The following is a 22,300-nucleotide window of genomic DNA, read 5'->3' on the forward strand; positions in this document are numbered from 1 at the left end:
CTGGGTAACACCGGCAGACGCCCGGCCCGGATCCCGTGGGGGGAATCCGCACCGGGGATATGGGAAGCGCCCCGCTCGTCGACCCGTGGGGGGATCGGCGGCGGGGCGCTTTTCGTTCAGGCGCCGGCAGGCGTCCGAGACCTCAGCGGGCCTCGACCGGCACGAAGTCGCGCAGGACCTCGCCCGTGTAGATCTGGCGCGGGCGGCCGATGCGGGAGCCGGGCTCCTTGATCATCTCGTGCCACTGGGCGATCCAGCCGGGCAGCCGGCCGAGCGCGAAGAGCACGGTGAACATCTCGGTCGGGAAGCCCATCGCCCGGTAGATCAGACCCGTGTAGAAGTCGACGTTCGGGTAGAGGTTGCGCGAGACGAAGTAGTCGTCGGAGAGCGCGTGCTCCTCCAGCTTCAGCGCGATGTCCAGCAGCTCGTCGGACTTGCCGAGCGCGGAGAGCACATCGTGGGCCGCGGCCTTGATGATCTTGGCGCGCGGGTCGAAGGACTTGTACACCCGGTGGCCGAAGCCCATCAGGCGGACGCCGTCCTCCTTGTTCTTCACCTTGCTGATGAAGGAGTCGACGTCGCCGCCGTTGGCCTGGATGCCCTCGAGCATCTCCAGGACCGACTGGTTGGCGCCACCGTGCAGGGGGCCCCACAGGGCCGAGATGCCGGCGGAGATCGAGGCGAACATGTTCGCCTGCGAGGAGCCGACCAGACGCACGGTGGACGTCGAGCAGTTCTGCTCGTGGTCCGCGTGCAGGATCAGCAGCTTGTCGAGCGCGGAGACCACGACCGGGTCGAGCTCGTACTCCTGCGCCGGGACCGAGAAGGTCATGCGCAGGAAGTTCTCGACGTACCCGAGGTCGTTGCGCGGGTAGACGAACGGGTGGCCGATCGACTTCTTGTACGCGTACGCCGCGATCGTGGGCAGCTTGGCCAGCAGCCGGATCGTGGAGATGTGGCGCTGCTTCTCGTCGAACGGGTTGTGGCTGTCCTGGTAGAACGTCGACAGCGCGCTGACCACGGACGACAGCATGGCCATCGGGTGGGCGTCGCGCGGGAAGCCGTCGAAGAACCGCTTGACGTCCTCGTGCAGCAGCGTGTGCTGGGTGATCTCGTTCTTGAAGGCCGACAGCTCGTCGACCTTGGGAAGCTCACCGTTGATCAGCAGATACGCCACCTCGAGGAAGGTGGAGCGCTCGGCGAGCTGCTCGATGGGGTAGCCGCGGTACCGCAGAATGCCCTGCTCACCGTCGAGGTAGGTGATGGCGGATTTATAGGCGGCGGTGTTGCCATATCCGCTGTCCAGGGTGACCAGACCGGTCTGGGCTCGGAGCTTCCCGATGTCGAAGCCCTTGTCACCGACGGTGCTCTCGACCACCGGGTAGGTGTATTCACCGTCCGCGTACCGCAGTACTACAGAGTTGTCGCTCACGTCATCCCTCACCGACGTAGTGCCTCTTCTTCGAGGTGCCCTGACTGTCTCTACCATCCCCCATTTGGCTCAGGAGAGTGCACTCGGGGTCGACCATTGGGCCAATCGGCGGCACTGAGTGCCGCCAACCTGCACATCCTGCCCCCTTCGCCCCGGTTCCGGAAAGTCCTGCGGAACGTTTCACACGGCCGGGGACCGCGCACCGCGCCCCTGGGAACCCTCGTCCGCCCGGTCCCGTCCGGTGAGCCGATGGGCGAGCGCCGTAAAGCGCCTGCCTGCGGAAACAGTACGTACCGCCTGGCCGATGGCCTTACGGGAGCCGACCAGGACGACCAGTTTCCGCGCCCTTGTGACGGCCGTGTAGAGCAGGTTCCGCTGCAGCATCATCCAGGCCCCGGTGGTGACGGGGATCACCACGGCGGGGTACTCACTGCCCTGCGAACGGTGGATCGTCACGGCGTATGCATGAGCCAGCTCGTCGAGTTCGTCGAAGTCGTACGCCACCTCCTCGTCCTCGTCGGTCAGCACCGTCAGCCGCTGATCATCCAGGCTGAGCGAGGTGACCACGCCGACCGTGCCGTTGAAGACGCCGTTCCGCCCCTTGTCATAATTGTTGCGAATCTGCGTGACTTTGTCCCCGACGCGGAAGACCCGGCCGCCGAATCTCTTCTCGGCCAGGTCCGGGCGGGCGGGGGTGACGGCCTGCTGGAGCAGACCGTTCAGCGTGCCCGCGCCGGCCGGGCCGCGGTGCATCGGGGCGAGGACCTGGATGTCCCGCCGTGGATCGAGGCCGAATTTGGCGGGAATCCGCCGTGCGGCGACATCGACGGCCAGCCGGCCCGCGTCCTCGGTCTCCTCCTCGACGAAGAGGAAGAAATCGGGCAGACCGGAGGTGATCGGATACTCGCCGGCGTTGATCCGGTGGGCGTTGGTCACCACGCCCGACTGCTGGGCCTGCCGGAAGATCCGGGTGAGGCGGACGGCGGGCACCGGGCTGTCCGGGGCGAGGAGATCGCCGAGCACCTCCCCCGCGCCCACCGACGGGAGCTGGTCCACGTCCCCGACGAGCAGCAGGTGCGCGCCCGGCGCGACGGCCTTGACCAGCTTGTTGGCGAGCAGCAGATCCAGCATGGACGCCTCGTCGACCACGACCAGGTCGGCGTCCAGGGGCCGGTCCCGGTCGTACGCGGCGTCGCCGCCCGGCTTCAGCTCCAGGAGGCGGTGGACGGTGGAGGCCTCGGCGCCGGTGAGCTCCGCGAGGCGCTTGGCGGCCCGCCCGGTGGGCGCGGCGAGGACCACCTTGGCCTTCTTGGCGCGGGCGAGCTCCACGACGGAACGGACCGTGAAGGACTTGCCGCAGCCGGGGCCGCCGGTGAGCACGGCGACCTTGCGGGTGAGCGCCAGCCGGACCGCCTCCTCCTGCTCGGGGGCGAGCTCGGCGCCCGTACGCTCCGCGAGCCAGGCCAGCGCCTTGTCCCAGGCCACGTCCTGGAAGGCCGGCATCCGGTCCTCACCGGTCCGCAGCAGCCGCTGGAGCTGGGCGGCCAGGGAGAGCTCGGCGCGGTGGAAGGGCACGAGGTAGACCGCCGTCAGGGGCTGTCCCTCGGGCCCGGGCACCCGCTCGCGTACGACCCCGCTCTCGCCGTCCCCGTCAGGCGTGGCGAGCTCGGCGAGGCACTCGATGACAAGGCCGGTGTCGACCTGGAGGAGCTTGACCGCGTCGGCGATCAGCTGTTCCTCGGGCAGGAAGCAGTGCCCCTGGTCGGTGGATTGCGACAGGGCGTACTGCAGCCCGGCCTTGACCCGCTCGGGGCTGTCGTGGGGGATGCCGACGGCCTGGGCGATGCGGTCGGCGGTGAGGAAGCCGATGCCCCAGACGTCGGCGGCCAGCCGGTAGGGCTGGTTCTTGACGACGGAGATCGAGGCGTCGCCGTACTTCTTGTAGATCCGCACGGCGATGGAGGTGGAGACACCGACGCCCTGGAGGAAGACCATGACCTCCTTGATGGCCTTCTGCTCCTCCCAGGCGACCCCGATGAGCCTTGTGCGCTTGGGCCCGAGCCCGGGGACCTCGATGAGCCGCTTGGGCTCCCGCTCGATGACGTCAAGGGTGTCGGTCCCGAAATGGTCGACGATCCGCTCGGCGATCCTGGGGCCGATGCCCTTGATCAGCCCGGAGCCGAGATAGCGGCGGATGCCCTGGATGGTCGCCGGGAGGACCGTCGTGTAGTTCTCCACGGTGAACTGCTTGCCGTACTGCGGGTGGGAGCCCCAGCGGCCCTCCATACGCAGCGACTCGCCCGGCTGGGCGCCGAGCAGCGACCCGACGACCGTGAGGAGGTCTCCGGCGCCGCGGCCGGTGTCGACGCGGGCGACGGTGTAGCCGCTCTCCTCGTTGGCATAGGTGATCCGCTCCAGCACACCTTCGACCACTGTCTGATTCGACATGATCCGACGGTAGCGCCGACCTCGGACAACGCGGAGAGCCTGTGGACAACCCCGCGCCTTACGGGCCCCGTGGAACTACTGGGGGCCCGGCCTTGCGACCGGGCCCCGCGTCTTCCCCTCCCGTCGTGACTCCCCGAATCCCCCCAGATCCCTCCCCGGAAGCCCCGACACCAGATAGACACGCGTCACCCACCAAGGGTTGTACGACTGCGCCTGGTTATTTTTCCGGAATCCCGGACTCCCGGATCCGGCGGTAGCGGGACACCGTCTCCGCCAGGACCTCCAGGCCGTCGCGGGCCCACAACGCGTCGTTGAACAGTTCCACTTCGGCCATGCCGCGGTATCCGGCCGTGTCGAGGAGGGAGCACCACGCCGGCAGGTCGATCACGCCGTCCCCCAGCTGGGCACGGCCGTTGAGGACGCCCGCGGGCAGGGGGGTCGTCCAGTCGGCGAGTTGGAAGGAGTGGAGGCGGCCCGTCGTGGCCGCGCGGGTGGCCCCCGAGGGGGCGCGGTCGTCCCACCAGACGTGGTACGTGTCCACGACGACGCCGACCCGGTCGGCGGGGAAGGCCTCGGCGATCGTGAGGGCCTGGTCGAGGGTGGAGATCGCGCAGCGGTCGGCCGCGTACATCGGGTGGAGCGGTTCGATCGCCAGGCGGACGTTCCGGTCGGCGGCGTACGGCACCAGGTCGGCGATCGCCTCGACGATACGGGCCCGCGCCCCCGGAAGGTCGCGGCTGCCGGGCGGGAGGCCGCCCGAGACCAGGACCAACGTGTCCGTGTCGAGGGCAGCGGCCTCGTCGACCGCCGCGCGGTTGTCGTCCGACGACGTCCGCGTCGTGAAGAAGCCGCCCCGGCACAGGGTCGACACCGTCAGCCCCGCGTCCCGTACGAGCGCCGCCGCGGCCTCGACGCCGTACGCACGGACCGGTTCACGCCACAGTCCGACGGCCGGGATGCCGAGGCGGACGCAGGCATCCGTCAGCTCCGGGAGCGAGAGCTGGCGGACCGTCATCTGGTTGATGCTGAAGCGCGCGAGGTCCCCCGTCATCCCGTCACTCCGTGCACCGTGAGCAGGGCCCGCATCCGCGCCTCGGCGAGCTCCGGGTCCGGGAACAGCCCGAGGCCGTCGGCCAGTTCGTACGCCCGCGCCAGATGCGGCAGCGAGCGCGCCGACTGGAGGCCGCCGACCATCGTGAAGTGGTCCTGGTGGCCGGCCAGCCACGCCAGGAGGACGACGCCGGTCTTGTAGAAGCGGGTCGGGGCCTGGAAGAGGTGCCGGGACAGGGGGACGGTCGGGTCGAGGAGCGTACGGAATCCCGCCGGGTCGCCCGCGTCGAGGGCGCGCAGGGCCCGCGCCGCCAGCGGTGCCAGGGGGTCGAAGACGCCGAGGAGGGCGTGGCTGAAGCCCTGATCGTCGCCCGCGATCAGCTCGGGGTAGTGGAAGTCGTCACCGGTGTAGCAGCGCACGCCCTCGGGGAGCCGCCGGCGCAGCTCGGTCTCGCGCCGGGCGTCGAGGAGGGAGACCTTCACGCCGTCGACCTTGTCCGGGTGGGCGGCGACGACCTGGAGGAAGGTCTCGGTGGCGGTGTCGAGGTCGGCCGACCCCCAGTACCCGTCGAGCGCCGGATCGAACATCGGGCCGAGCCAGTGCAGGATCACCGGCTCCGACGCCTGCCGCAGCAGGGGTTCGTACACCGCCGGATAGTCCTCCGCCGAGCGCGCCGCACCCGGCAACGCGCGCGAGGCCATGACGACGGCCCGCGCCCCGGCCTCCTCGGCGAGCGCCAGCTGCTCCTCGTACGCCGCCCGGACCTCCGACAGCCCGGCCGGGCCGGTCAGTTGGTCCGTGCCGACCCCGCACACGATCCGCCCGCCCACCGCCTTGGCCTCGGCGGCCGAGCGGCGGATCAGTTCGGCGGCGCCGGGCCAGTCGAGGCCCATGCCGCGCTGTGCGGTGTCCATGGCCTCGGCGACACCGAGCCCATGGGCCCACAGATGGCGGCGGAAGGCGAGCGTGGCGTCCCAGTCGACCGCGGCGTGCCCGTCCGGGCCGGTGAACGCGTACGGGTCGGCGACGACGTGCGCGGCGGCGAAGACCGCACGGGAGACCGGCGCGGGGCCGGGGACGCCTGTCGCGGGGACGGCGGGGGCGGTGCGGGGTTCGTACGGCCCCTGGGGCAGGCGGATCGTCACAGCGACAGCTCCGGTACGTCGTAGCGGCGGCCGTCCGCCGCGGATTTGATGCCCAGCTCGGCGAGCTGGACTCCGCGCGCCCCGGCGAGCAGGTCCCAGTGGTAGGGCTCATCGCGCGCGATGTGGCGCAGGAAGAGCTCCCACTGCGCCTTGAAGCCGTTGTCGAAGTCGCCGTTGTCGGGAACCTCCTGCCACTGGTCGCGGAAGGAGTGGGTGACCGGAAGGTCCGGGTTCCACACCGGTTTGGGGGTCATGGAGCGGTGCTGGACCCGGCAGCCGCGCAGCCCGGCGACGGCCGAGCCATGGGTGCCGTCGACCTGGAACTCGACCAGCTCGTCGCGGTGGACGCGCACGGCCCAGGAGGAGTTGATCTGGGCGACGGCTCCGCCAGCGAGCTCGAAGATGCCGTACGCGGCGTCGTCGGCGGTGGCCGTGTACGGCTTGCCGTGTTCGTCCCGGCGCTCCCGGATGTGGGTGGTGACATGGGCGTTGACGGCGGCCACCCGGCCGAAGAGCTCGTGCAGGACGTACTCCCAGTGCGGGAACATGTCGAGGACGATGCCGCCGCCGTCCTCGGCGCGGTAGTTCCAGCTCGGACGCTGGGCGGGCTGCCAGTCGCCCTCGAAGACCCAGTAGCCGAACTCGCCCCGTACGGACAGGATCTCGCCGAAGAAGCCGCCGTCGACGAGGCGCTTGAGCTTGCGCAGCCCCGGCAGGAACAGCTTGTCCTGGACGACGCCGTGCTTGATGCCCGCGTCGCGGGCGAGCCGGGCGAGGGTCAGGGCGGCGGCGAGATCGGGGGCGGTCGGCTTCTCGGTGTAGATGTGCTTGCCGGCGGCGATCGCGCGGGTGAGCGCGTCGACGCGGGCGGAGGTGGCCTGCGCGTCGAAGTACACCTCCACGGTCCCGTCGGCGAGTACGGCGTCGAGGTCGGTGGACCATTCGGTGAGTCCGTGGCGTTCGGCGAGCGCCCGAAGGGCGTGCGCGCGGCGGCCGACGAGGACGGGCTCGGGCCACAGGGTCTCCCCGTCGCCGAGGTCGAGGCCGCCCTGCTCGCGGATCGCGAGGATCGAGCGGACGAGGTGCTGGCGGTGTCCCATCCGGCCGGTGACGCCGTTCATGGCGATCCGGACTGTCCTGCGTGTCACGAGGTCCCTCCATACGGCGGCGGCGCTCGGTGGTGCGCGAGCAGGCGCGGTGGTGCGCGAGTAGGACGGCGGCAGGGCGGAGTAGTAAGCGCTTTCTACGTTCTATGACGCTAGCCTGCCGAAAGAGACCCGGACAAGGGGCTCGACCGACTCTCCCCGGAGGAACGCGATGACCGTCACGCTGGCGGATGTGGCCGCACGCGCACGGGTCTCCCCGGCCACCGTCTCCCGCGTCCTGAACGGCAACTACCCGGTCGCCGCGGCCACTCGGGAGCGGGTCCTGCGGGCCGTCGACGAACTCGACTACGTCCTGAACGCCACCGCGAGCTCGCTCGCCGCCGCCACCTCCGACCTCGTCGGCATCCTGGTCAACGACATCGCCGACCCCTTCTTCGGGATCATGGCCGGAGCCGCGCAGGGCACCATCTGCGAGAGCGCCTCGGGCCGGGCGGGCGGCGAGAAGCTCGCCGTCGTCTGCAACACCGGCGGCTCGGCCGAGCGTGAGCTGACCTATCTGACCCTTCTCCAGCGCCAGCGCGCCGCGGCGGTGGTGCTCACGGGCGGCGCCCTGGAGGACCCCGGCCACATCGCCGCGGTCGCCGCCAAGCTGGCCCGGCTCGCGGAGGCGGGCAGCCGGATCGTGCTCTGCGGCCGCCCGGCCCTGCCGGGCGACGCGAGCGTGGCGGCCCTCGCCTTCGACAACCGCGGCGGTGCCCGTCGGCTCACCGAGCACCTCATCGCCCTCGGCCACCGCCGCATCGGCTACATCGCCGGGCCCGCCGACCGCACCACCACCCGGCACCGCCTGGAGGGCCACCGCGAGGCGATGGCCGCGGCGGGGCTCGACGAGGACGTCGAAGGCCAGGAGCGGGTCACCCTGCACGGCCCGTACGACCGCCGCTGCGGCTACGACGCGACCCTCGAACTCCTGCGCCGCGCGCCGGAACTGACCGCGATCGTCGCCGCCAACGACACGATCGCACTCGGCGCCTGCGCGGCCCTGCGCGACCAGGGCCTGCGCGTCCCGGACGACGTCTCGGTCGCGGGCTTCGACGACCTCCCCTTCTCGGTGGACGCGGTGCCGGGCCTGACGACCGTACGGCTGCCGCTGCACGAGGCGGGAGCGCGGGCGGGGCGCCTGGCGATGGGGACGGAGGAGCCGCCGCCGGGCGGCGTCGCCACGATCGGCGCGGAGCTGATGGTGCGCGGGTCGACAGCGGGGCCGCGCGCGCACTGAGCCGCCCCCCACGCGCGCGTGGCACTCCCGGCCGAGGACGTCTCCGTGCACCCCCGCACGCGCGCGTGCCGCCGCCGTACGCGGCGCGGGACTGGCGCCTGGCGCTTCGGGACGAGTAGCCGGGCAGTTGTTGCCCCCTGCCCCTGCGGTCTCAGTCGGCGGACATGCCTGTCGCGGTCAGGACGGCGTCCACCGTCTCCTCCACCGACTGCTCGGCGTTGTCGATCCAGACACCCTCCCCCGCCAGCTCGTCCCGCATCGCCGCGTCCAGCGGCGACCAGTCCGTGGTCAGCCGCTTGTCGCGCGCGAGGTTGCGCTCCCAGGCCTTCTTCGGGGCGGGCGCGAGGACGACCAGACGCAGGGGGCCGCCGACGAACGAGGCGCGGTAGAAGTCGAGATGGGAGCGGCGCACGACGACGTCGTCGACGACGGGCAGGAATCCCGCGGCGGTGAAGCTGCCGGCCAGCAGCGTGGCGTTGCGGGCGCGCAGGAAGATCTGCCGGTCGGCCTCCGGGTCCGTGTCCATGGTGGGCCATCTGCCGCCCTGGACGATCAGTTCCTGGAGCCGGTCCACCTCGATGTGTGCGGACCGGGCGAACCGTGCGGCCAGCGCCGCGGCGACGGTCGTCTTGCCGCTGCCAGGGATACCGACGAGCAGGACGGCTCCAGGGGCGGGCTCACGGTCGATGGGGATCAGATCCATGCCGCACCATAACGCGGTCCGCTTCAGCCGCCACAGAGCTCTCCGGAGGCCGCACGGGCCCCGCCACGGGGCCCGCCGCCGTCCCGGTACGCGCGCCCTTGCTCAGCGACGTCAGGGCCACCCCGCCCACCAGCAGCGCCGCCGCGCACCACCGCAGCCCCGAGACCGACTCGTCCAGGACGAGGGCGGCCGAGGACATCCCGAAGACCGGGACGAGCAGCGAGAAGGGGGCGACGGACGAGGCCGGGTGGTGGCGCAGGAGGAAGCCCCAGGCGCCAAAGCCGAAGATGGTGGTGATCCAGGCGACGTAGAGGATGACCCCGGCGCCGGTCCAGTCCAGGGAGCGCAGCGCGGCGAGGTCCCGCTCGGGGCCTTCCAGGAGCAGGGAGAGGGCGAGCAGCGGCAGTACGGGCACGGTGCTGACCCAGACCATGAAGTTGAGCATGTCCGGCGGGGCCGCCTTGCGGGTCAGGACGTTGGAGACGCCCCAGCAGGCCGCCGCGGCGACGCAGAGGGTGAAGCCGAGCAGCGGGCCGGAGGCGCCCTCGTCGAGGGCGGCCACGCCGATCCCGGCCAGGGCGACGGCCATGCCCACCATCCGTGTCCTGCCCGGGCGTTCGCGCAGGGCCATGAAGGCGAACAGGGCCGTGAAGACCGCCTGGACCTGGAGGACGAGGGAGGACAGGCCGGCCGGGGCGCCGCGGTCCATGCCGGTGAAGAGCAGCCCGAACTTGGCCACCCCGAGCACAAGCCCCACCCCCACGATCCACTTCCACGCCACCTTGGGGCGGCCCACGAAGAACACGGCGGGCAGCGCCGCCGCGAGGAAGCGGAGCGCGGAGAAGAGCAGGGGCGGGAAGTGGTCGAGACCGATCTCGATCACGACGAAGTTGATTCCCCAGACGGCGGCGACCAGGGTGGCGAGGGCGAGGTGGGCGGGGCGCATGTGATCGAGGATCACCGGCCACCACCATGTAGCACCAGCGCCGATTTCTTCATGGTTGGATGAAGCATCGCTACCGAATGACAACCGGCCGGAGGCAGCATGCTGGATCTCGGGCGGCTTCGCGCCCTGCACGCCGTCTCCGTGCACGGCTCGGTCAACGCCGCCGCGGCCGCGCTCGGCTACACCCCGTCCGCGGTCTCCCAGCAGATCGCCAAGCTGGAGCGGGAGACCCGCACGACCCTCCTCGAGCGCCAGGGGCGGGGCGTTCGACTCACCGACGATGCCCGTCAACTGTGCCGTACGGCCGAGCAGTTGATGTCACTTGTCGAGGAGGCGGAGGTACGGCTCGAAGAGCGGCGCGGGGTGCCGGCGGGGCGGCTGGCCATCGGCTGTTTCGCCAGCGCCGCCCGGGGGCTGATGCCCCGGGCCCTCGCCGAGCTGGCGCGCCGTCACCCGGCGCTCGACGCGCGGCTGTCGGAGATCGACCCGCACGTATCCGTCGATCTCGTCGCGCGGGGCGTGATCGATCTCGCCGTGGCGCACGACTGGGACATCGCGCCCATGCCGGCTCCGCCCGGGGTGGAGCAGGCCCTGATCGGCGACGACCTCTGCGACGTTCTCGTACCGGCCGGTCACCCGCTGGCCGCCGCCCCCTCCGTGAGCCGGGCGGATCTCAAGGACGAGCGGTGGATCTCCCAGCCGCCGGGGACGGTCTGCCACGACTGGCTGATGCGGACCCTGCGGGCCGCCGGCTGCGAGCCGCACATCGCCCACCAGGCCGAGGAGAACCACACCCAGGTCGCACTGGTCGCCGCCGGTCTGGGCATCGCGCTCGTGCCACGTCTGGGCCGGGGGCCGCTGCCGGCGGAGGTGGCGGCCGTACGGCTGGAGCCGGTGCCGATGCGGCGGCTGTCGGCCCTGTGGCGTACGGGCGCGGCGCGGCGCCCGGCGATCACGGAGACCGTACGGACGCTCCAGGAACTCTGGCCGTCGGTGGCCGCCCCCGGGGCCGCGTAGCGGCCAACCGGCCCGCGCCGACCGGGTCCTACGCGCGCGTGCCGACAGCCGTACGCCCGTGGCCCCGGAACCGCGGCGCCTCCCCCGCCGTCCAAGCGCCGGCCTGTCGGCGAATCCCTCGCGGCGACGACCTCCCAGCCGTCCGCGGCCGGCAGCGCACATCCGCCACCGGCGCGGCGCCCCTCCGGCGCCGGTGGCGGAGCCGCTCGCCCTCGCCCTCGCCCTCGCCCTCGCCCTCGCCCTCGCCCTCCCCAGGCATCTCATCGGGTGGTGTTTCTTGTGCACACCCTTGACCTGGCAGTTACTTTCCGACTATCCGTGACACCTTGGAAGTTTCCTTCACCACCCCCGTCACTCATGTACGGCCGGAAGGAGCACCAGTGCACGATCGCGCCCCCTCCAGACGCACCCTTCTCACCGCCATCGCCGCCCTCGCGGCGGCCGCCGCCACCACCGGAGCCGTCACTCCCGCCTCGGCGGCCACCGACCACCACCTCCGCCGTCTTCTCTCCCGGATGAGCCTGGAGGAGAAGGTCGGCCAGCTCTTCGTCATGCGGGTGTACGGGCACTCCGCCACCGCACCCGACCAGGCCGACATCGACGCCAACCTCAAGGAGATCGGAGTCCGTACGGCCGCCGAGCTCGTCGACCGCTACCACGTCGGCGGGATCATCTACTTCACGTGGGCCCACAACACCCGCGATCCGCACCAGATCGCGGCCCTCTCCAACGGCATCCAGCGCGCCGGCCTCGCCCAGCCCACCCCGCTCCCCCTGCTCATCTCCACCGACCAGGAGCACGGCATCGTGGCCCGGGTCGGGGAGCCCGCGACCCTCGTGCCCGGGGCGATGGCGCTCGGGGCCGGCGGGTCGCACGGGGACGCCCGCCGGGCGGCCCGGATCGCCGGGGCCGAGCTCGCCGCCCTGGGCATCCGGCAGAACTACGCGCCCGTCGCCGACGTGAACGTCAACCCCGCCAACCCGGTCATCGGCGTCCGCTCCTTCGGAGCGGACCCACAGGCCGTCGCCGGGCTTGTCGCCGCGCAGGTGAGGGGCTATCAGAGCGCGGGGGTCGCCGCCACGTCCAAGCACTTCCCGGGCCACGGCGACACCGAGACCGACAGCCACTACGGGCTGCCGAAGATCGGCCACACCCGTGAGCAGTGGGCGGAGCTGGACGCGCCGCCGTTCGAGAGCGCCATCGCCGCCGGGATCGACTCGATCATGACAGCGCACATCGTCGTGCCCGCGCTCGACCCGAGCGAGGACCCGGCAACGCTCTCCCGTCCAATCCTCACCGGCATCCTGCGGGAACAGCTGGGCTACGACGGGGTGGTGGTGACGGACTCCCTGGGCATGCAGGGCGTACGGACCAAGTACGGCGACGACCGCGTCCCCGTCCTGGCGCTGAAGGCGGGCGTCGACCAGCTGCTCAACCCGCCGCATCTGGACATCGCCTGGAAAGCGGTCCTCAAGGCCGTCAAGGACGGCGAGATCACCGAGGAGCGCCTTGACGAATCGATCCTGCGGATTCTGCGGCTGAAGGCGAAGCTGGGTCTCTTCCGCGATCCGTACGTCTCCGACCGGGACGTGGACCGTACGGTCGGCACCCGGGCGCATCTGGCCGCCGCCGACCGGATCGCCGAGTCCACCACCACGCTGCTGCGCAACGAGGGCGGGCTGCTGCCGCTCGACCGGCGCCGGCAGCCGAACCTCCTGGTCGTCGGGGCCGACCCGGCCTCGCCGTCCGGGACGACCGGCCCGCCCACCGCCACCCTCGCCCAGGCCTTCACCGAGCTGGGCTTCACGGCCACGGCGCTGTCCACCGGCACCTCACCCAGCGCGGCGAAGATCGACGAGGCGGTGGCCGCCTCGGCCGGAAAGGACGTGGTCGTCGTCGGCACGTACAACGTCACGGCCGGCAGCGCCCAGCGCATGCTGGTGGCCCGGCTCGTCGCCACCGGGGTGCCGGTGGTCACGGTCGCGCTGCGCAATCCGTACGACATCGCCCAGCTCACCGGGCAGCGGGCGACCGTGGCCACGTACTCATGGACGGATGTCGAAGTGCGCGCCGCCGCCCGGGTGATCGCGGGGCGGGCCGATCCGCGCGGGCGGCTTCCGGTGCCCGTGCAGCGTGCGGACAACCCGGCGCAGGTGCTGTACCCGATCGGCTACGGCCTGACGTACTAACCGTACGCAAACCCCGGTTCATCTGGCGTGTGCCCGCCACGGCGGGCCACGCTGGGTGGAGCATCGGGGGGTTTCATGCGCTCTCGTCCGGGAATGGCGCCGGTCGTCACCGTCACTGTCATGTTCACGCTGCTCGCCGCTCTGCTGGCGGGGTGCAGGGCCGCGCCGGAGCCGAGCGGCGCGTTGGCGACGGCGACCGCCTCGCCGCAGGGGTACGGGGCGGTGTTCCTGGGCCCCGGCGACTGCGGGACGCGGGGTCCTGAGCACCGGGAGGTGCCGTGCGCCAGTGAGAAGGCGGCGGCCCGGGTGCTGAGCCGGTACGACGGGCCGGCCGAAGGCGGACCGGACTGTCCGGACCGCACCGACTTCGTGCTGCACGTCTCGGAGCTGCGGCCGGCCGTGGACGAGGACGGCGACGGGTCCGTACCGCGGGGGTACGCCTGCATGCGCAATCTGGAGCCGCCGCATCCGGGTGACCCGGGCGGGGGTGGGGGTCCGCACACCCTGGTCGGGGACTGCCTCTACACCTCCCGCAAGGGGCAGGTGAAGGAGACCGCCTGCGACGGCTCGGGCGGGAAGCGGCCGCAGTACGAGGTGGTGGCGGCGGTGCCGGGACGTGAGCGCTGCCCGGCGTCCACGGCGCTCTATGTCTCCCTGGACGGCAGGCAACCGGTGGGCTGTGCGCGCCGGATGTGACCGGCGCGCACAGAGTTCCCGTTGAGCCGGTGCGTTACGGACGCAGGGTCTGAGCCCGCTCCACTTCCCGCTTGTCCAGGCGCTTGTCGAACGGCGCCAGCGGCTTGGCCCGCTTCGGGTCGGCCTGGACGGCGGCCGGGGCGACGCCGGCCCAGGCGAGGATCCGCGCGGTGGCGTGGGCGCGCTCGGCGGCGACGAGGCCGGCGACGTTCGCACCGTGGTTGGCGCCGGGGGCGGCGTAGACATAGCTGTCACGGGCGCCCTTGCCCAGGCGGAACCGCTCCGCGCCCCACGGGTCGTTCTCGCCGTACACGAACAGCATCTGGCGGGCGTTGTGCCGGACCCAGCTGTCGACGTCCCGCATGGCCTGCGGCTTGGCCTTCATGGGGATGGCGGCGGGGACGAAGTTCCGCGGCGGCTGGTAGCCGTAGCGGCTCAGACCGGCCAGGTGCGGGAGCTTGATGCTGGGCGAGCCCAGCTCGGTGCCGGCCTGGTAGTAGTACGGCGTGTACGGGTCCAGGCCCTGGTCCGTGTAGAAGGAGAAGCCGGAGATGGCGTCGACGCTGTCCCAGATCTCCTGGTCGGTGGCGGTGGCGGCGGCCGGGACGGCCTCGCAGTCGGCGGCCAGGCTGTACTGCCAGAACGCCCAGACGTAGTCGAGGACGACGGCCTCGTAGGCCTTGTCGAGGCTGCCGACGGTGGTGAAGGTGTAGCCGTTGTCGGCGGCGTACTGCGCGTACTTGGCCTGGAGCGGCTCGCGGCGCACGAGCGCCTCGCGCTGGACGGCGTTCAGCCGGTCGCGGCACTCCTTGGTGCCGACGGTCTCGAAGAACCGGTCGTAGGCCGCGTCCTCCTTGTTGACGACGTCGTTGGGGGCCACGTAGGCGACGACGCCGTCCATGTCACGCGGGTAGAAGCGCTCGTAGTACGTGGCGGTCATGCCGCCCTTGGAGGCGCCGGTGGAGATCCACTTCTTGGTGTAGATCTTCTTCAGCGCCGTGAAGATGCGGTGCTGGTCGGTGGCGGCCTGCCAGATGTTCAGCTTCGACCAGTCGGCCGGCTGGGGCCGGGACGGGGTGAAGAACCGATACTCCATGGAGACCTGGTTGCCGTCGACGATGGCCGTCGGCTCACTGCGCCGCGGGTTCGTGTTGACGTGGTAGCCCGAGGTGAAGAAAACCGTGGGGCGACTGGTGTCCTTGTGCAGCAGGGTGATCCGCTGCTGGAACGTTCCCGCAGAGGGGCGGCGGTGGTCCACCGGCTGCGTGTAGGTGAGCACGAAGAAGCGGTAGCCGGGGTACGGCTTCTCCTCGACCAGGGTCATCCCCGGGATCGCCAGGATGCGGTCCTTGATGTCCGCGGAAGCGTCCGCGGACGTACTGCCGGTGGTCCCGGTGGTGTTGCCGGTGGCCGGTTCGGCGGCGGTAGCCGCACTGGCAGCACTCACGGTGCCTATGAGCACCACGAATGACAGCAGCCATCTCAGCGCCTTGCGCATGCGCCCTCCCCTTCGGTTCGCGACGGTCGCGCCGCGAACCTAGCGGGATCAACGCACCCGCCGCCAGCCCCAGTTGCTCAGCAGAGGATCCACCCCGTGGAGATGGTGCGGCCCGAGACGGTCCCGGAGGCCCGTACGCAGCGGTTGAGCGCGTGGACCGTCACCGGCCCGGCCTGCCGGGTGAACCGGCCGCTGTCGACGACGGCCAGGCCACCGCGCGGCTGGAGCGAGACGGACATGGCGCGCCGGGGACCCGGGCTCTTGGCGAGGGTGAGCGCGCAGACGTACTGGCGGCTCTTGTAGAGGCGCAGCTCGCCCGTGGCGAACGTGAGGGTCTTGGTGGGCCGCCCGTTGCAGAGCGAGGCGGCCTCGGCCTGGGCCGTACCCGGCCCGGCGAGGGTGAGGGCTCCCACGGCGACGATTACCGCCAGACAGTGCGTCAGCAGTCGGCCTATCTTCCCGGACACCTGTGCCCCCCGTTTCCCTTGGACCCCATCGGCACGTACATGCGTACGACGCATCAGGGACCCGTTCGGTTGCGGCTCCCTCCGTCGGGCTCAGGCGGCGGCCGGTTCCTCCTCGCCGATGAAGGTGCGCCACAGGGTCGCGTACTGCCCGCCCAGGGCCAGCAGCTCGTCGTGGGTGCCGTCCTCGGCGACCCGGCCGCCGTCCATCACGACCACCCGGTCCGCGCGGGCCGCCGTGGTGAGACGGTGCGCGACGATCAGGGTGGTGCGCGCGTAGGCGCTCCGGTGGTGGTCGGGCGACGGGAGGGCGGTGCGGCGTCCGGCGAGGCGGTCGGTGGCGGCGTTGACCTGAGCCTCGGTGGCCAGGTCGAGTGCGGCCGTCGCCTCGTCGAGCAGCAGGATGTCCGGATCGACGAGCTCGGCGCGGGCCAGGGCGATCAGCTGGCGCTGCCCGGCGGAGAGGTTGCGGCCGCGCTCGGCGACCTCGTGGAGGTAGCCGCCGTCGAGGGTGGCGATCATGTCGTGGGCGCCGACCGCGCGGGCGGCGGCCTCGACATCGGCGTCGGTGGCGTCGGGGCGGCCGTAGGCGATGGCGTCCCGGACCGTACCGGCGAAGAGGTACGCCTCCTGGGGGACGACCCCGAGCCGGTGCCGGTACGCCGTCAGGTCCAGGTCGCGCAGGTCGGTGCCGTCGACGGTGACCCGCCCGGACGTCGGGTCGTAGAACCGCGCGACCAGCTTGACCAGCGTGGACTTGCCCGCGCCGGTCTCGCCCACGAAGGCGACGGTCTGCCCGGCGGGGATGCGCAGGTCGATGCCTGCGAGGGCGGCCTCCTCGCCCCCGTAGGAGAAGTCGACGTCCTCGAAGGCGATCTCGCCGCGCAGCGCGCGCACGTCGAGCGGCTCGGGTGCCTCCTTGGTGGAGGTCGGCTCCTGGAGCAGCTCCTGCATCCGCTTCAGCGAGACGGCGGCCTGCTGGTAGCCGTCGAAGACCTGGGAGAGCTGCTGCACGGGCGCGAAGAACAGGTCGATGTAGAGGAGGTAGGCGACGAGCGCGCCGGTGGTGAGCGTGCCCGCCTCGACCCGGCCGGCGCCGACGATCAGCACGGCGGCCGCGGCCACCGACGACAGCAGCTGCACGAACGGGAAGTAGACGGAAATCAGCCACTGGCCGCGGACCCGGGCCTCGCGGTAGCTGGAGCTGCGCGCGGCGAACTGGGCGGCGCCGGAGCGCTCACGGCGGAAGGCCTGGACGATACGCAGCCCGGAGACGGACTCCTGGAGGTCGCCGTTGACCACGCTGATGCGCTCGCGGGCCAGTTCGTACGCCTTCACGCTGGAACGGCGGAAGAAGTACGTGCCGACGATCAGCACCGGCAGGGTCGCGAAGACCACCAGCGCCAGCTGGACGTCGATGACGACCAGGGCGGCCATGATGCCGAAGAAGGTGACGACCGAGACGAACGCGGTCACCAGGCCGGTCTGCAGGAAGGTGGAGAGCGCGTCCACGTCCGTGGTCATCCGGGTCATGATCCGGCCGGTGAGCTCGCGCTCGTAGTAGTCGAGACCCAGCCGCTGGAGCTGAGCGAAGATCTTCAGCCGCAGCGAGTAGAGCACCCGCTCACCGGTGCGGCCGGTCATCCGGGTCTCCCCGGTCTGCGCCACCCACTGCACGACCACGGTCAGCAGGGCGAGGCCGGACGCGGCCCAGACGGCGCCGAGCGCCAGCTGGGTGACGCCCTCGTCGATGCCGTGCCGGATCAGGATCGGCAGCAGCAGGCCCATGCCGGCGTCGACGGCGACGAGCAGCAGGCTGACCAGGAGGGGCAGTCCGAAGCCGCGCAGCAGCCGGCGCAGTCCGTACGCCTCCTCGGGCCGCACGGCCGCGGCCTCGTCGACCTCGGGGGTGTCGGTGGCCGGGGGCAGCGCGGCGACCTGGGCGAGCAGCTCCGGGGTGGCGCCGGCGACCTTGTCCTCCCGCTCCTCCTCGCCGCGGACCCACAGGGCGGGGGTGATGCCGCGTTCGGCGTCGAACTCGGCGTCGAGCTCCTCCCGTACGGTCCGGTCCTCGGGCAGTTCGACGGCCACGGTGTGGCCGGGCGACACGGCGCCGAGCTCGTCCGGGTCGGTGAGCAGCCGGCGGTAGAGCGCGGAGCGCTTCTCCAGCTCCTCGTGGGTGCCGATGTCGGAGAGTCGGCCCTCGTCGAGGACGGCGATCCGGTCGGCGAGGCCGAGGGTGGAGCGCCGGTGGGCGATGAGGAGGGTGGTGCGGCCCTCCATGACCTGCCGCAGCGCCTCGTGGATTTCGTGCTCCACGCGCGCGTCGACGGCGGAGGTGGCGTCGTCGAGGAGGAGCAGCCGCGGGTCGGTGAGGATCGCCCGAGCCAGCGCGATGCGCTGGCGCTGACCGCCGGAGAGGGTCAGGCCGTGCTCGCCGACCTTGGTGTCGTAGCCGTCGGGCAGCTCGGCGATGAACCGGTCGGCCCGGGCGGCGCGGGTGGCCTGCTCGATCTCCTCGTCGGTGGCGTCCGGCCTGCCGTACGCGATGTTCGCGCGGACGGTGTCGGAGAAGAGGAAGGAGTCCTCGGGGACGAGGCCGATGGCGGCGCGCAGGGAGTCGAGGGTGAGCTCGCGGACGTCGTGGCCGCCGACGAGGACGGCGCCGTGGGTCACGTCGTAGAAGCGGGGCAGGAGCAGGGAGACGGTCGACTTGCCGCTGCCGGAGGCGCCGACGACGGCGACGGTCTCCCCGGGGCGGATCTCCAGCGAGAAGCCGTCGAGGACGGGGCTGGTTTTGCCGGAGGCGTCCTCGTACCCGAAGGAGACGTCGTCGAACTCGACGCCGGCGGGGGCGTCGGCGGGGAGTTCCTTCGTGCCGTCCGCGATGGCCGGTTCGGTGTCGATCAGTTCGAGGACCCGCTCGACGCCGGCGCGGGCCTGCTGGCCGACGGTCAGCACCATGGCGAGCATGCGGACGGGTCCGACGAGCTGGGCGAGGTAGGTGGAGAAGGCGACGAAGGTACCGAGGGTGATCTGGCCGCGGGTGGCGAGCCAGCCGCCGAGCGCCAGCATGGCGACCTGGCCGAGGGCGGGCACGGCCTGGAGGGCGGGGGTGTACCTCGAGTTGAGCCGGATCGTGCGCAGGCGGCCGGCGAAGAGCTTGCGGCTGGCGTCGCGGATCTTGCCGGTCTCCTGCTCCTCCTGGCCGAAGCCCTTGACGACCCGGACGCCGGTGACGGAGCCGTCGACGACTCCGGCGACGGTGGCGGCCTGCTGCTGGGCGTACCAGGTGGCGGGGTGGAGGCGGGTGCGGCTGCGTTTGGCGATGAACCAGAGGGCGGGGGCGACGGCGAGGGCGATCAGGGTGAGCGGCAGCGACAGCCACGCCATGATCACGAGGGAGATGAGGAAGAGCAGGATGTTGCCGATGGTCATCGGCAACATGAAGAGCAGGCCCTGGATGAGCTGGAGGTCGCTGGTGGCCCGGCCGACGACCTGGCCGGTGGACAGCTCGTCCTGGCGGCGTCCGTCGAGCCGGGCGATGGTGCCGTACATCTCGGTACGGAGATCGTGCTGGACGTCGAGGGCGAGACGACCGCCGTAGTACCTGCGTATGTAGGTGAGCGCGTAGACGACGAGCGCGGCGGCTACCAGCAGGCCGGTCCAGGTGGTCAGGGACCGGGTGCCGGTGCCGATCACATCGTCGATGACGACCTTGGTGATGAGCGGGACGAGCGCCATGACGGCCATGCCCGCCAGGGAGGAACCGAGCGCGAGCACCACATTGCGCCGGTATCGCCACGCGTAACCGGCGAGCCTGCGTGCCCAGCCTTGTTCGTCCGCCGCCACGTGGTGCCTCCCGATTCCGCTGCTCTACCGGAAGGCACCAACGCGGTCACGAGCGGATTTCATCCCGCCGCAACAAAACTACGGTCTGTGGTCCTAGGACCGGGTGGCGGCCGTGACCAGCGCCTTGCCGGGCGCCTCGGGCACGGCGGGGACCGCTTCCTGCGGGGCGGCGGGCGGCTGGACGGTGTCGGAGAGGGCGACGCCCGGGTTCAGGTCGCGGTGGACGACCCTGGCGATCGACTGGATGACGTTGACGCCGTCGTTCATGGTGGCGTTGTCCTGGCTGAGGACGGTGAGGGTGTAGCTGCGCCCGCCGCCGATGAAGGCGCCGATGCTGTGCACGCGCCAGGCGTGGGTGGCGCGGGGCAGCCAGCCGTTCTTGACCTGTACGCCGATGCCGGAGGGCGCGCCGGCGGGCACGCCCCAGCGCTGGGAGGGGACGACGGCCCGCATCAGGTACAGCACGTACTGTCGGTTCGCCTCGGTGAGCACGCCGTTGTCGGCGGTGATCAGCATGCCGAGCAGGCGGGCCTGGTCCCGGGCGGTGATCTGGGTGAGCCCCCAGTAGCCGCCGGAGCCGGGGACGGTCTGCGTCATCTTCGTGGCGGTGAGGAAGGCCTTGACCTTGGTGACGCCGAGCTGCCGCCACAGCTTGGTGGTGGAGTCGTTGTCCGACTTCGTGATCATGGCGCTGGCGAGGTTCTTCTCGGTCGCCGTGAGCGTGCGGCGCTGCTTCTGCGCGTCGTGGAGGAGGGCGCCGAGGACGGCCACCTTCACGACGCTGGCGGAGTCGTACGTCGACGCGGCGCGGTAGGCGCAGCTGGTGCCGGTCTTCCGGTCGTACAGCGACACGGCAACGGAAGACGCCCGCCCGCGCAGGGCGGCCCCGAGGTCCCGGCTGAGCTTGGCGGCCATCCCGGGCGTGACGGAGGTGCAGGTCACGACGGGGTCCGCGGCGGCCGCGGGGGTCGCGGTGACGGCGGTGGGCAGGAGGACGCCGGCGGCGAGGGCGATGCCGAGGGCGGCGTGGGTGCGCCGGGAGACGGATTCTTCGATCACACATCCACCGACTCCCCGCTCGACGAATGGTTGTACGAAGCCGGCCATTCCGCTTGCCCTCCCACCCGCACCGCCCGGCCGGCGCCGACATGCGCCCTGGAACGGCGACGATCACTCTGGGGCCATGTCGGAGTTCAGGCAAGAGGCGTCCAAGGTGCTGTTCGCGGTGGGGCTCGCGGCCGCGGCGCTCGAGCTGGGCCTGCTGGGCGCCGCGGACGTCACGGGCGCGCTGACCTTCGCGGGACGGGTGAGCGGGGCCGTGTGTCTGGCCGGCGCCCTGATCGAGGTCGTCGCTCTGCTGGCCCTCCCCAGCTATCTGAGCTCCCGATCACCGAAATTCGCGGGCGCGGCGGTGCTCTTCGGGGTCCTGGTCGCGCTGCTGGTCAATCTGGCGCTGCTCGTCATCCAGGTGGAGGGAGGGAGTTACACCGCCTATCTCTGGGTCTGGTCCCTGCTCTTCGCCTGGGCGCTCTGGGCGCTGTGGTGGCTCCACAAGTGGGACGTGTGGAAGAGCGTTCCCCGGGGACGGGGCCTGGCCACCGGGGTCGTCGTCACCGCACTGCTGGCCGCCGGGAACGTCACCTACACCCAGATCTACCAGCCGCACGTCTCCCCCACCCTGATCACCACAACGGTCCAGTTCGGCGGCACGACCGTGGCGGGCGCGACCGCTTCCGTGCTCGTGCGGATGCGCGTCAGGAACGCCGGGCGGGTGGGCGTCTACGTGCTCGGCACGCTCTACCAGGTGACCGGCCGCAGGGCCACGTACACGAAGGAACGACGCTCGGCGAAGGCGTGGCGGCAGGACATCGGCGCCGACCAGCTGGATCTCCACCGGCATGTCGACGTGGCGCGCGCGGGCCACGAACTGCTGGCCCAGGGACGCTTCATCAGCCCGCAGGGCAGTCTGCTGGAGCCGGGCATGGAGACGTTCACGGAGAAGATCGTCCAGTTCCCGGTGGACGCCGGCTACGACGTCCTCGGCGCCTCGGCCGAGCTCGCGTATCTCCGCAAGGACCGGGCGACGCTCAGCGACGACTACGCGTCCACGGGCCGGGCGTCCTGGCGCGAGGACCTGCGCCCGAGCCCCCGGCTGAGGCCCCCGGCGTGGGTGGCGGCGCCCACCGTGGACACGTACCGGTACCGCTCACGCATCGTCCACGGCAACGCGGTCCTGGAACACACGCGGGCCCCTCATTACGTGACCATGTGGTGGGCTCTGCGCGAGCCGAGGGGAGAGTCGCCGATCGGGCCGTACATGAGGGTCATGGTCGGCACGGCGGGCGCCGAGTGGTCGGTCACCCCCGCCGAGCGGCAGCGGATGGCCGACCGGTACGGGCTGGGCCAGTCCCGCAGCGGCAGCGTGCAGACGTCCGTACGGGAGCCGCCATCACGCTGACATGCCCCGCACGCCG

Annotated in this window: 16 protein-coding genes; 5 read left to right on the top strand and 11 right to left on the bottom strand. The window is 71.7% G+C overall.

Translation table 11 applies throughout. The annotated features are described in order from the left end of the window. Positions 1 to 142: 142 nt before the first annotated feature. From ACZ7LT_RS05060 to ACZ7LT_RS05080, 5 genes are all read right to left on the bottom strand, one after another. Positions 143 to 1,432, bottom strand: coding sequence for a citrate synthase (locus ACZ7LT_RS05060; protein ID WP_471234438.1), 1,290 nt, complete (start codon positions 1,430 to 1,432; stop codon positions 143 to 145). A gap of 180 nt (positions 1,433 to 1,612) precedes the next feature. After that, complete coding sequence (gene recD2, locus ACZ7LT_RS05065; RefSeq protein WP_471234441.1) at positions 1,613 to 3,880, bottom strand: SF1B family DNA helicase RecD2; 2,268 nt, start codon at positions 3,878 to 3,880, stop codon at positions 1,613 to 1,615. Between the two features lie 217 nt (positions 3,881 to 4,097). Next, on the bottom strand, positions 4,098 to 4,931 hold the full coding sequence (locus tag ACZ7LT_RS05070; RefSeq protein WP_471234444.1) for a sugar phosphate isomerase/epimerase family protein: 834 nt from the start codon (positions 4,929 to 4,931) through the stop codon (positions 4,098 to 4,100). Beyond that, entirely contained in the window at positions 4,928 to 6,076 is a 1,149-nt protein-coding gene (locus tag ACZ7LT_RS05075; RefSeq protein WP_471234446.1) for a dihydrodipicolinate synthase family protein, read from the bottom strand. The genes ACZ7LT_RS05070 and ACZ7LT_RS05075 overlap by 4 nt, the downstream gene beginning before the upstream one ends. Next, entirely contained in the window at positions 6,073 to 7,224 is a 1,152-nt protein-coding gene (locus tag ACZ7LT_RS05080; RefSeq protein WP_471234451.1) for a Gfo/Idh/MocA family protein, read from the bottom strand. The genes ACZ7LT_RS05075 and ACZ7LT_RS05080 overlap by 4 nt, the downstream gene beginning before the upstream one ends. 169 nt (positions 7,225 to 7,393) lie before the next feature. On the opposite strand from ACZ7LT_RS05080, the gene ACZ7LT_RS05085 reads away from it, so the two are divergent. After that, positions 7,394 to 8,461 (top strand): LacI family DNA-binding transcriptional regulator, encoded by a 1,068-nt coding sequence (locus tag ACZ7LT_RS05085; RefSeq protein WP_471234453.1) that lies wholly within the window; start codon positions 7,394 to 7,396, stop codon positions 8,459 to 8,461. 151 nt (positions 8,462 to 8,612) lie between these two features. Here ACZ7LT_RS05085 and ACZ7LT_RS05090 read toward each other — a convergent pair whose 3' ends face one another. Together ACZ7LT_RS05090 and ACZ7LT_RS05095 are read right to left on the bottom strand one after the other, a co-directional pair. Then, positions 8,613 to 9,164 carry an AAA family ATPase gene (locus tag ACZ7LT_RS05090; RefSeq protein ID WP_471234457.1) on the bottom strand — a complete coding sequence of 184 codons (552 nt, stop codon included), beginning with the start codon at positions 9,162 to 9,164 and terminating at the stop codon, positions 8,613 to 8,615. Then, positions 9,139 to 10,110, bottom strand: a complete 972-nt coding sequence (locus ACZ7LT_RS05095) for an EamA family transporter (RefSeq protein WP_471234793.1) — start codon at positions 10,108 to 10,110, stop codon at positions 9,139 to 9,141. Before ACZ7LT_RS05095 ends, ACZ7LT_RS05090 begins: the two co-directional genes overlap by 26 nt. Positions 10,111 to 10,209: 99 nt before the next feature. Between ACZ7LT_RS05095 and ACZ7LT_RS05100 the strand changes: the two genes are divergently transcribed. The 3 genes from ACZ7LT_RS05100 (at position 10,210) to ACZ7LT_RS05110 (ending at position 14,012) form a co-directional block, all read left to right on the top strand. Further along, positions 10,210 to 11,127, top strand: a complete 918-nt coding sequence (locus tag ACZ7LT_RS05100) for a LysR family transcriptional regulator (protein WP_471234460.1) — start codon at positions 10,210 to 10,212, stop codon at positions 11,125 to 11,127. Between the two features lie 380 nt (positions 11,128 to 11,507). Next, the gene (locus tag ACZ7LT_RS05105; RefSeq protein ID WP_471234462.1) at positions 11,508 to 13,316 is read left to right on the top strand and encodes a glycoside hydrolase family 3 protein; all 1,809 of its coding nucleotides are present in this window, start codon (positions 11,508 to 11,510) and stop codon (positions 13,314 to 13,316) included. A 120-nt stretch (positions 13,317 to 13,436) separates the two neighbouring features. Next, positions 13,437 to 14,012, top strand: a complete 576-nt coding sequence (locus tag ACZ7LT_RS05110) for a hypothetical protein (RefSeq protein WP_471234464.1) — start codon at positions 13,437 to 13,439, stop codon at positions 14,010 to 14,012. A 34-nt stretch (positions 14,013 to 14,046) separates the two neighbouring features. Here ACZ7LT_RS05110 and ACZ7LT_RS05115 read toward each other — a convergent pair whose 3' ends face one another. The 4 genes from ACZ7LT_RS05115 to ACZ7LT_RS05130 all read right to left on the bottom strand — a co-directional run bounded on the left by ACZ7LT_RS05115 (position 14,047) and on the right by ACZ7LT_RS05130 (position 20,885). Continuing rightward, positions 14,047 to 15,510 (bottom strand): S28 family serine protease, encoded by a 1,464-nt coding sequence (locus tag ACZ7LT_RS05115; RefSeq protein WP_471234468.1) that lies wholly within the window; start codon positions 15,508 to 15,510, stop codon positions 14,047 to 14,049. Positions 15,511 to 15,587: 77 nt separating this feature from the next. Continuing rightward, complete coding sequence (locus ACZ7LT_RS05120; RefSeq protein ID WP_471234794.1) at positions 15,588 to 15,965, bottom strand: hypothetical protein; 378 nt, start codon at positions 15,963 to 15,965, stop codon at positions 15,588 to 15,590. A 102-nt stretch (positions 15,966 to 16,067) separates the two neighbouring features. Beyond that, complete coding sequence (locus tag ACZ7LT_RS05125; RefSeq protein WP_471234471.1) at positions 16,068 to 19,826, bottom strand: ABC transporter ATP-binding protein; 3,759 nt, start codon at positions 19,824 to 19,826, stop codon at positions 16,068 to 16,070. 93 nt (positions 19,827 to 19,919) lie between these two features. Further along, positions 19,920 to 20,885 carry a serine hydrolase gene (locus tag ACZ7LT_RS05130; RefSeq protein ID WP_471234472.1) on the bottom strand — a complete coding sequence of 322 codons (966 nt, stop codon included), beginning with the start codon at positions 20,883 to 20,885 and terminating at the stop codon, positions 19,920 to 19,922. Positions 20,886 to 21,009: 124 nt separating this feature from the next. Here ACZ7LT_RS05130 and ACZ7LT_RS05135 point away from each other — a divergent pair, with 124 nt between their 5' ends. Next, positions 21,010 to 22,284, top strand: coding sequence for a hypothetical protein (locus ACZ7LT_RS05135; RefSeq protein ID WP_471234475.1), 1,275 nt, complete (start codon positions 21,010 to 21,012; stop codon positions 22,282 to 22,284). Positions 22,285 to 22,300: the final 16 nt, after the last annotated feature.

This window comes from Streptomyces sp. NPDC039465, from assembly GCF_055639315.1.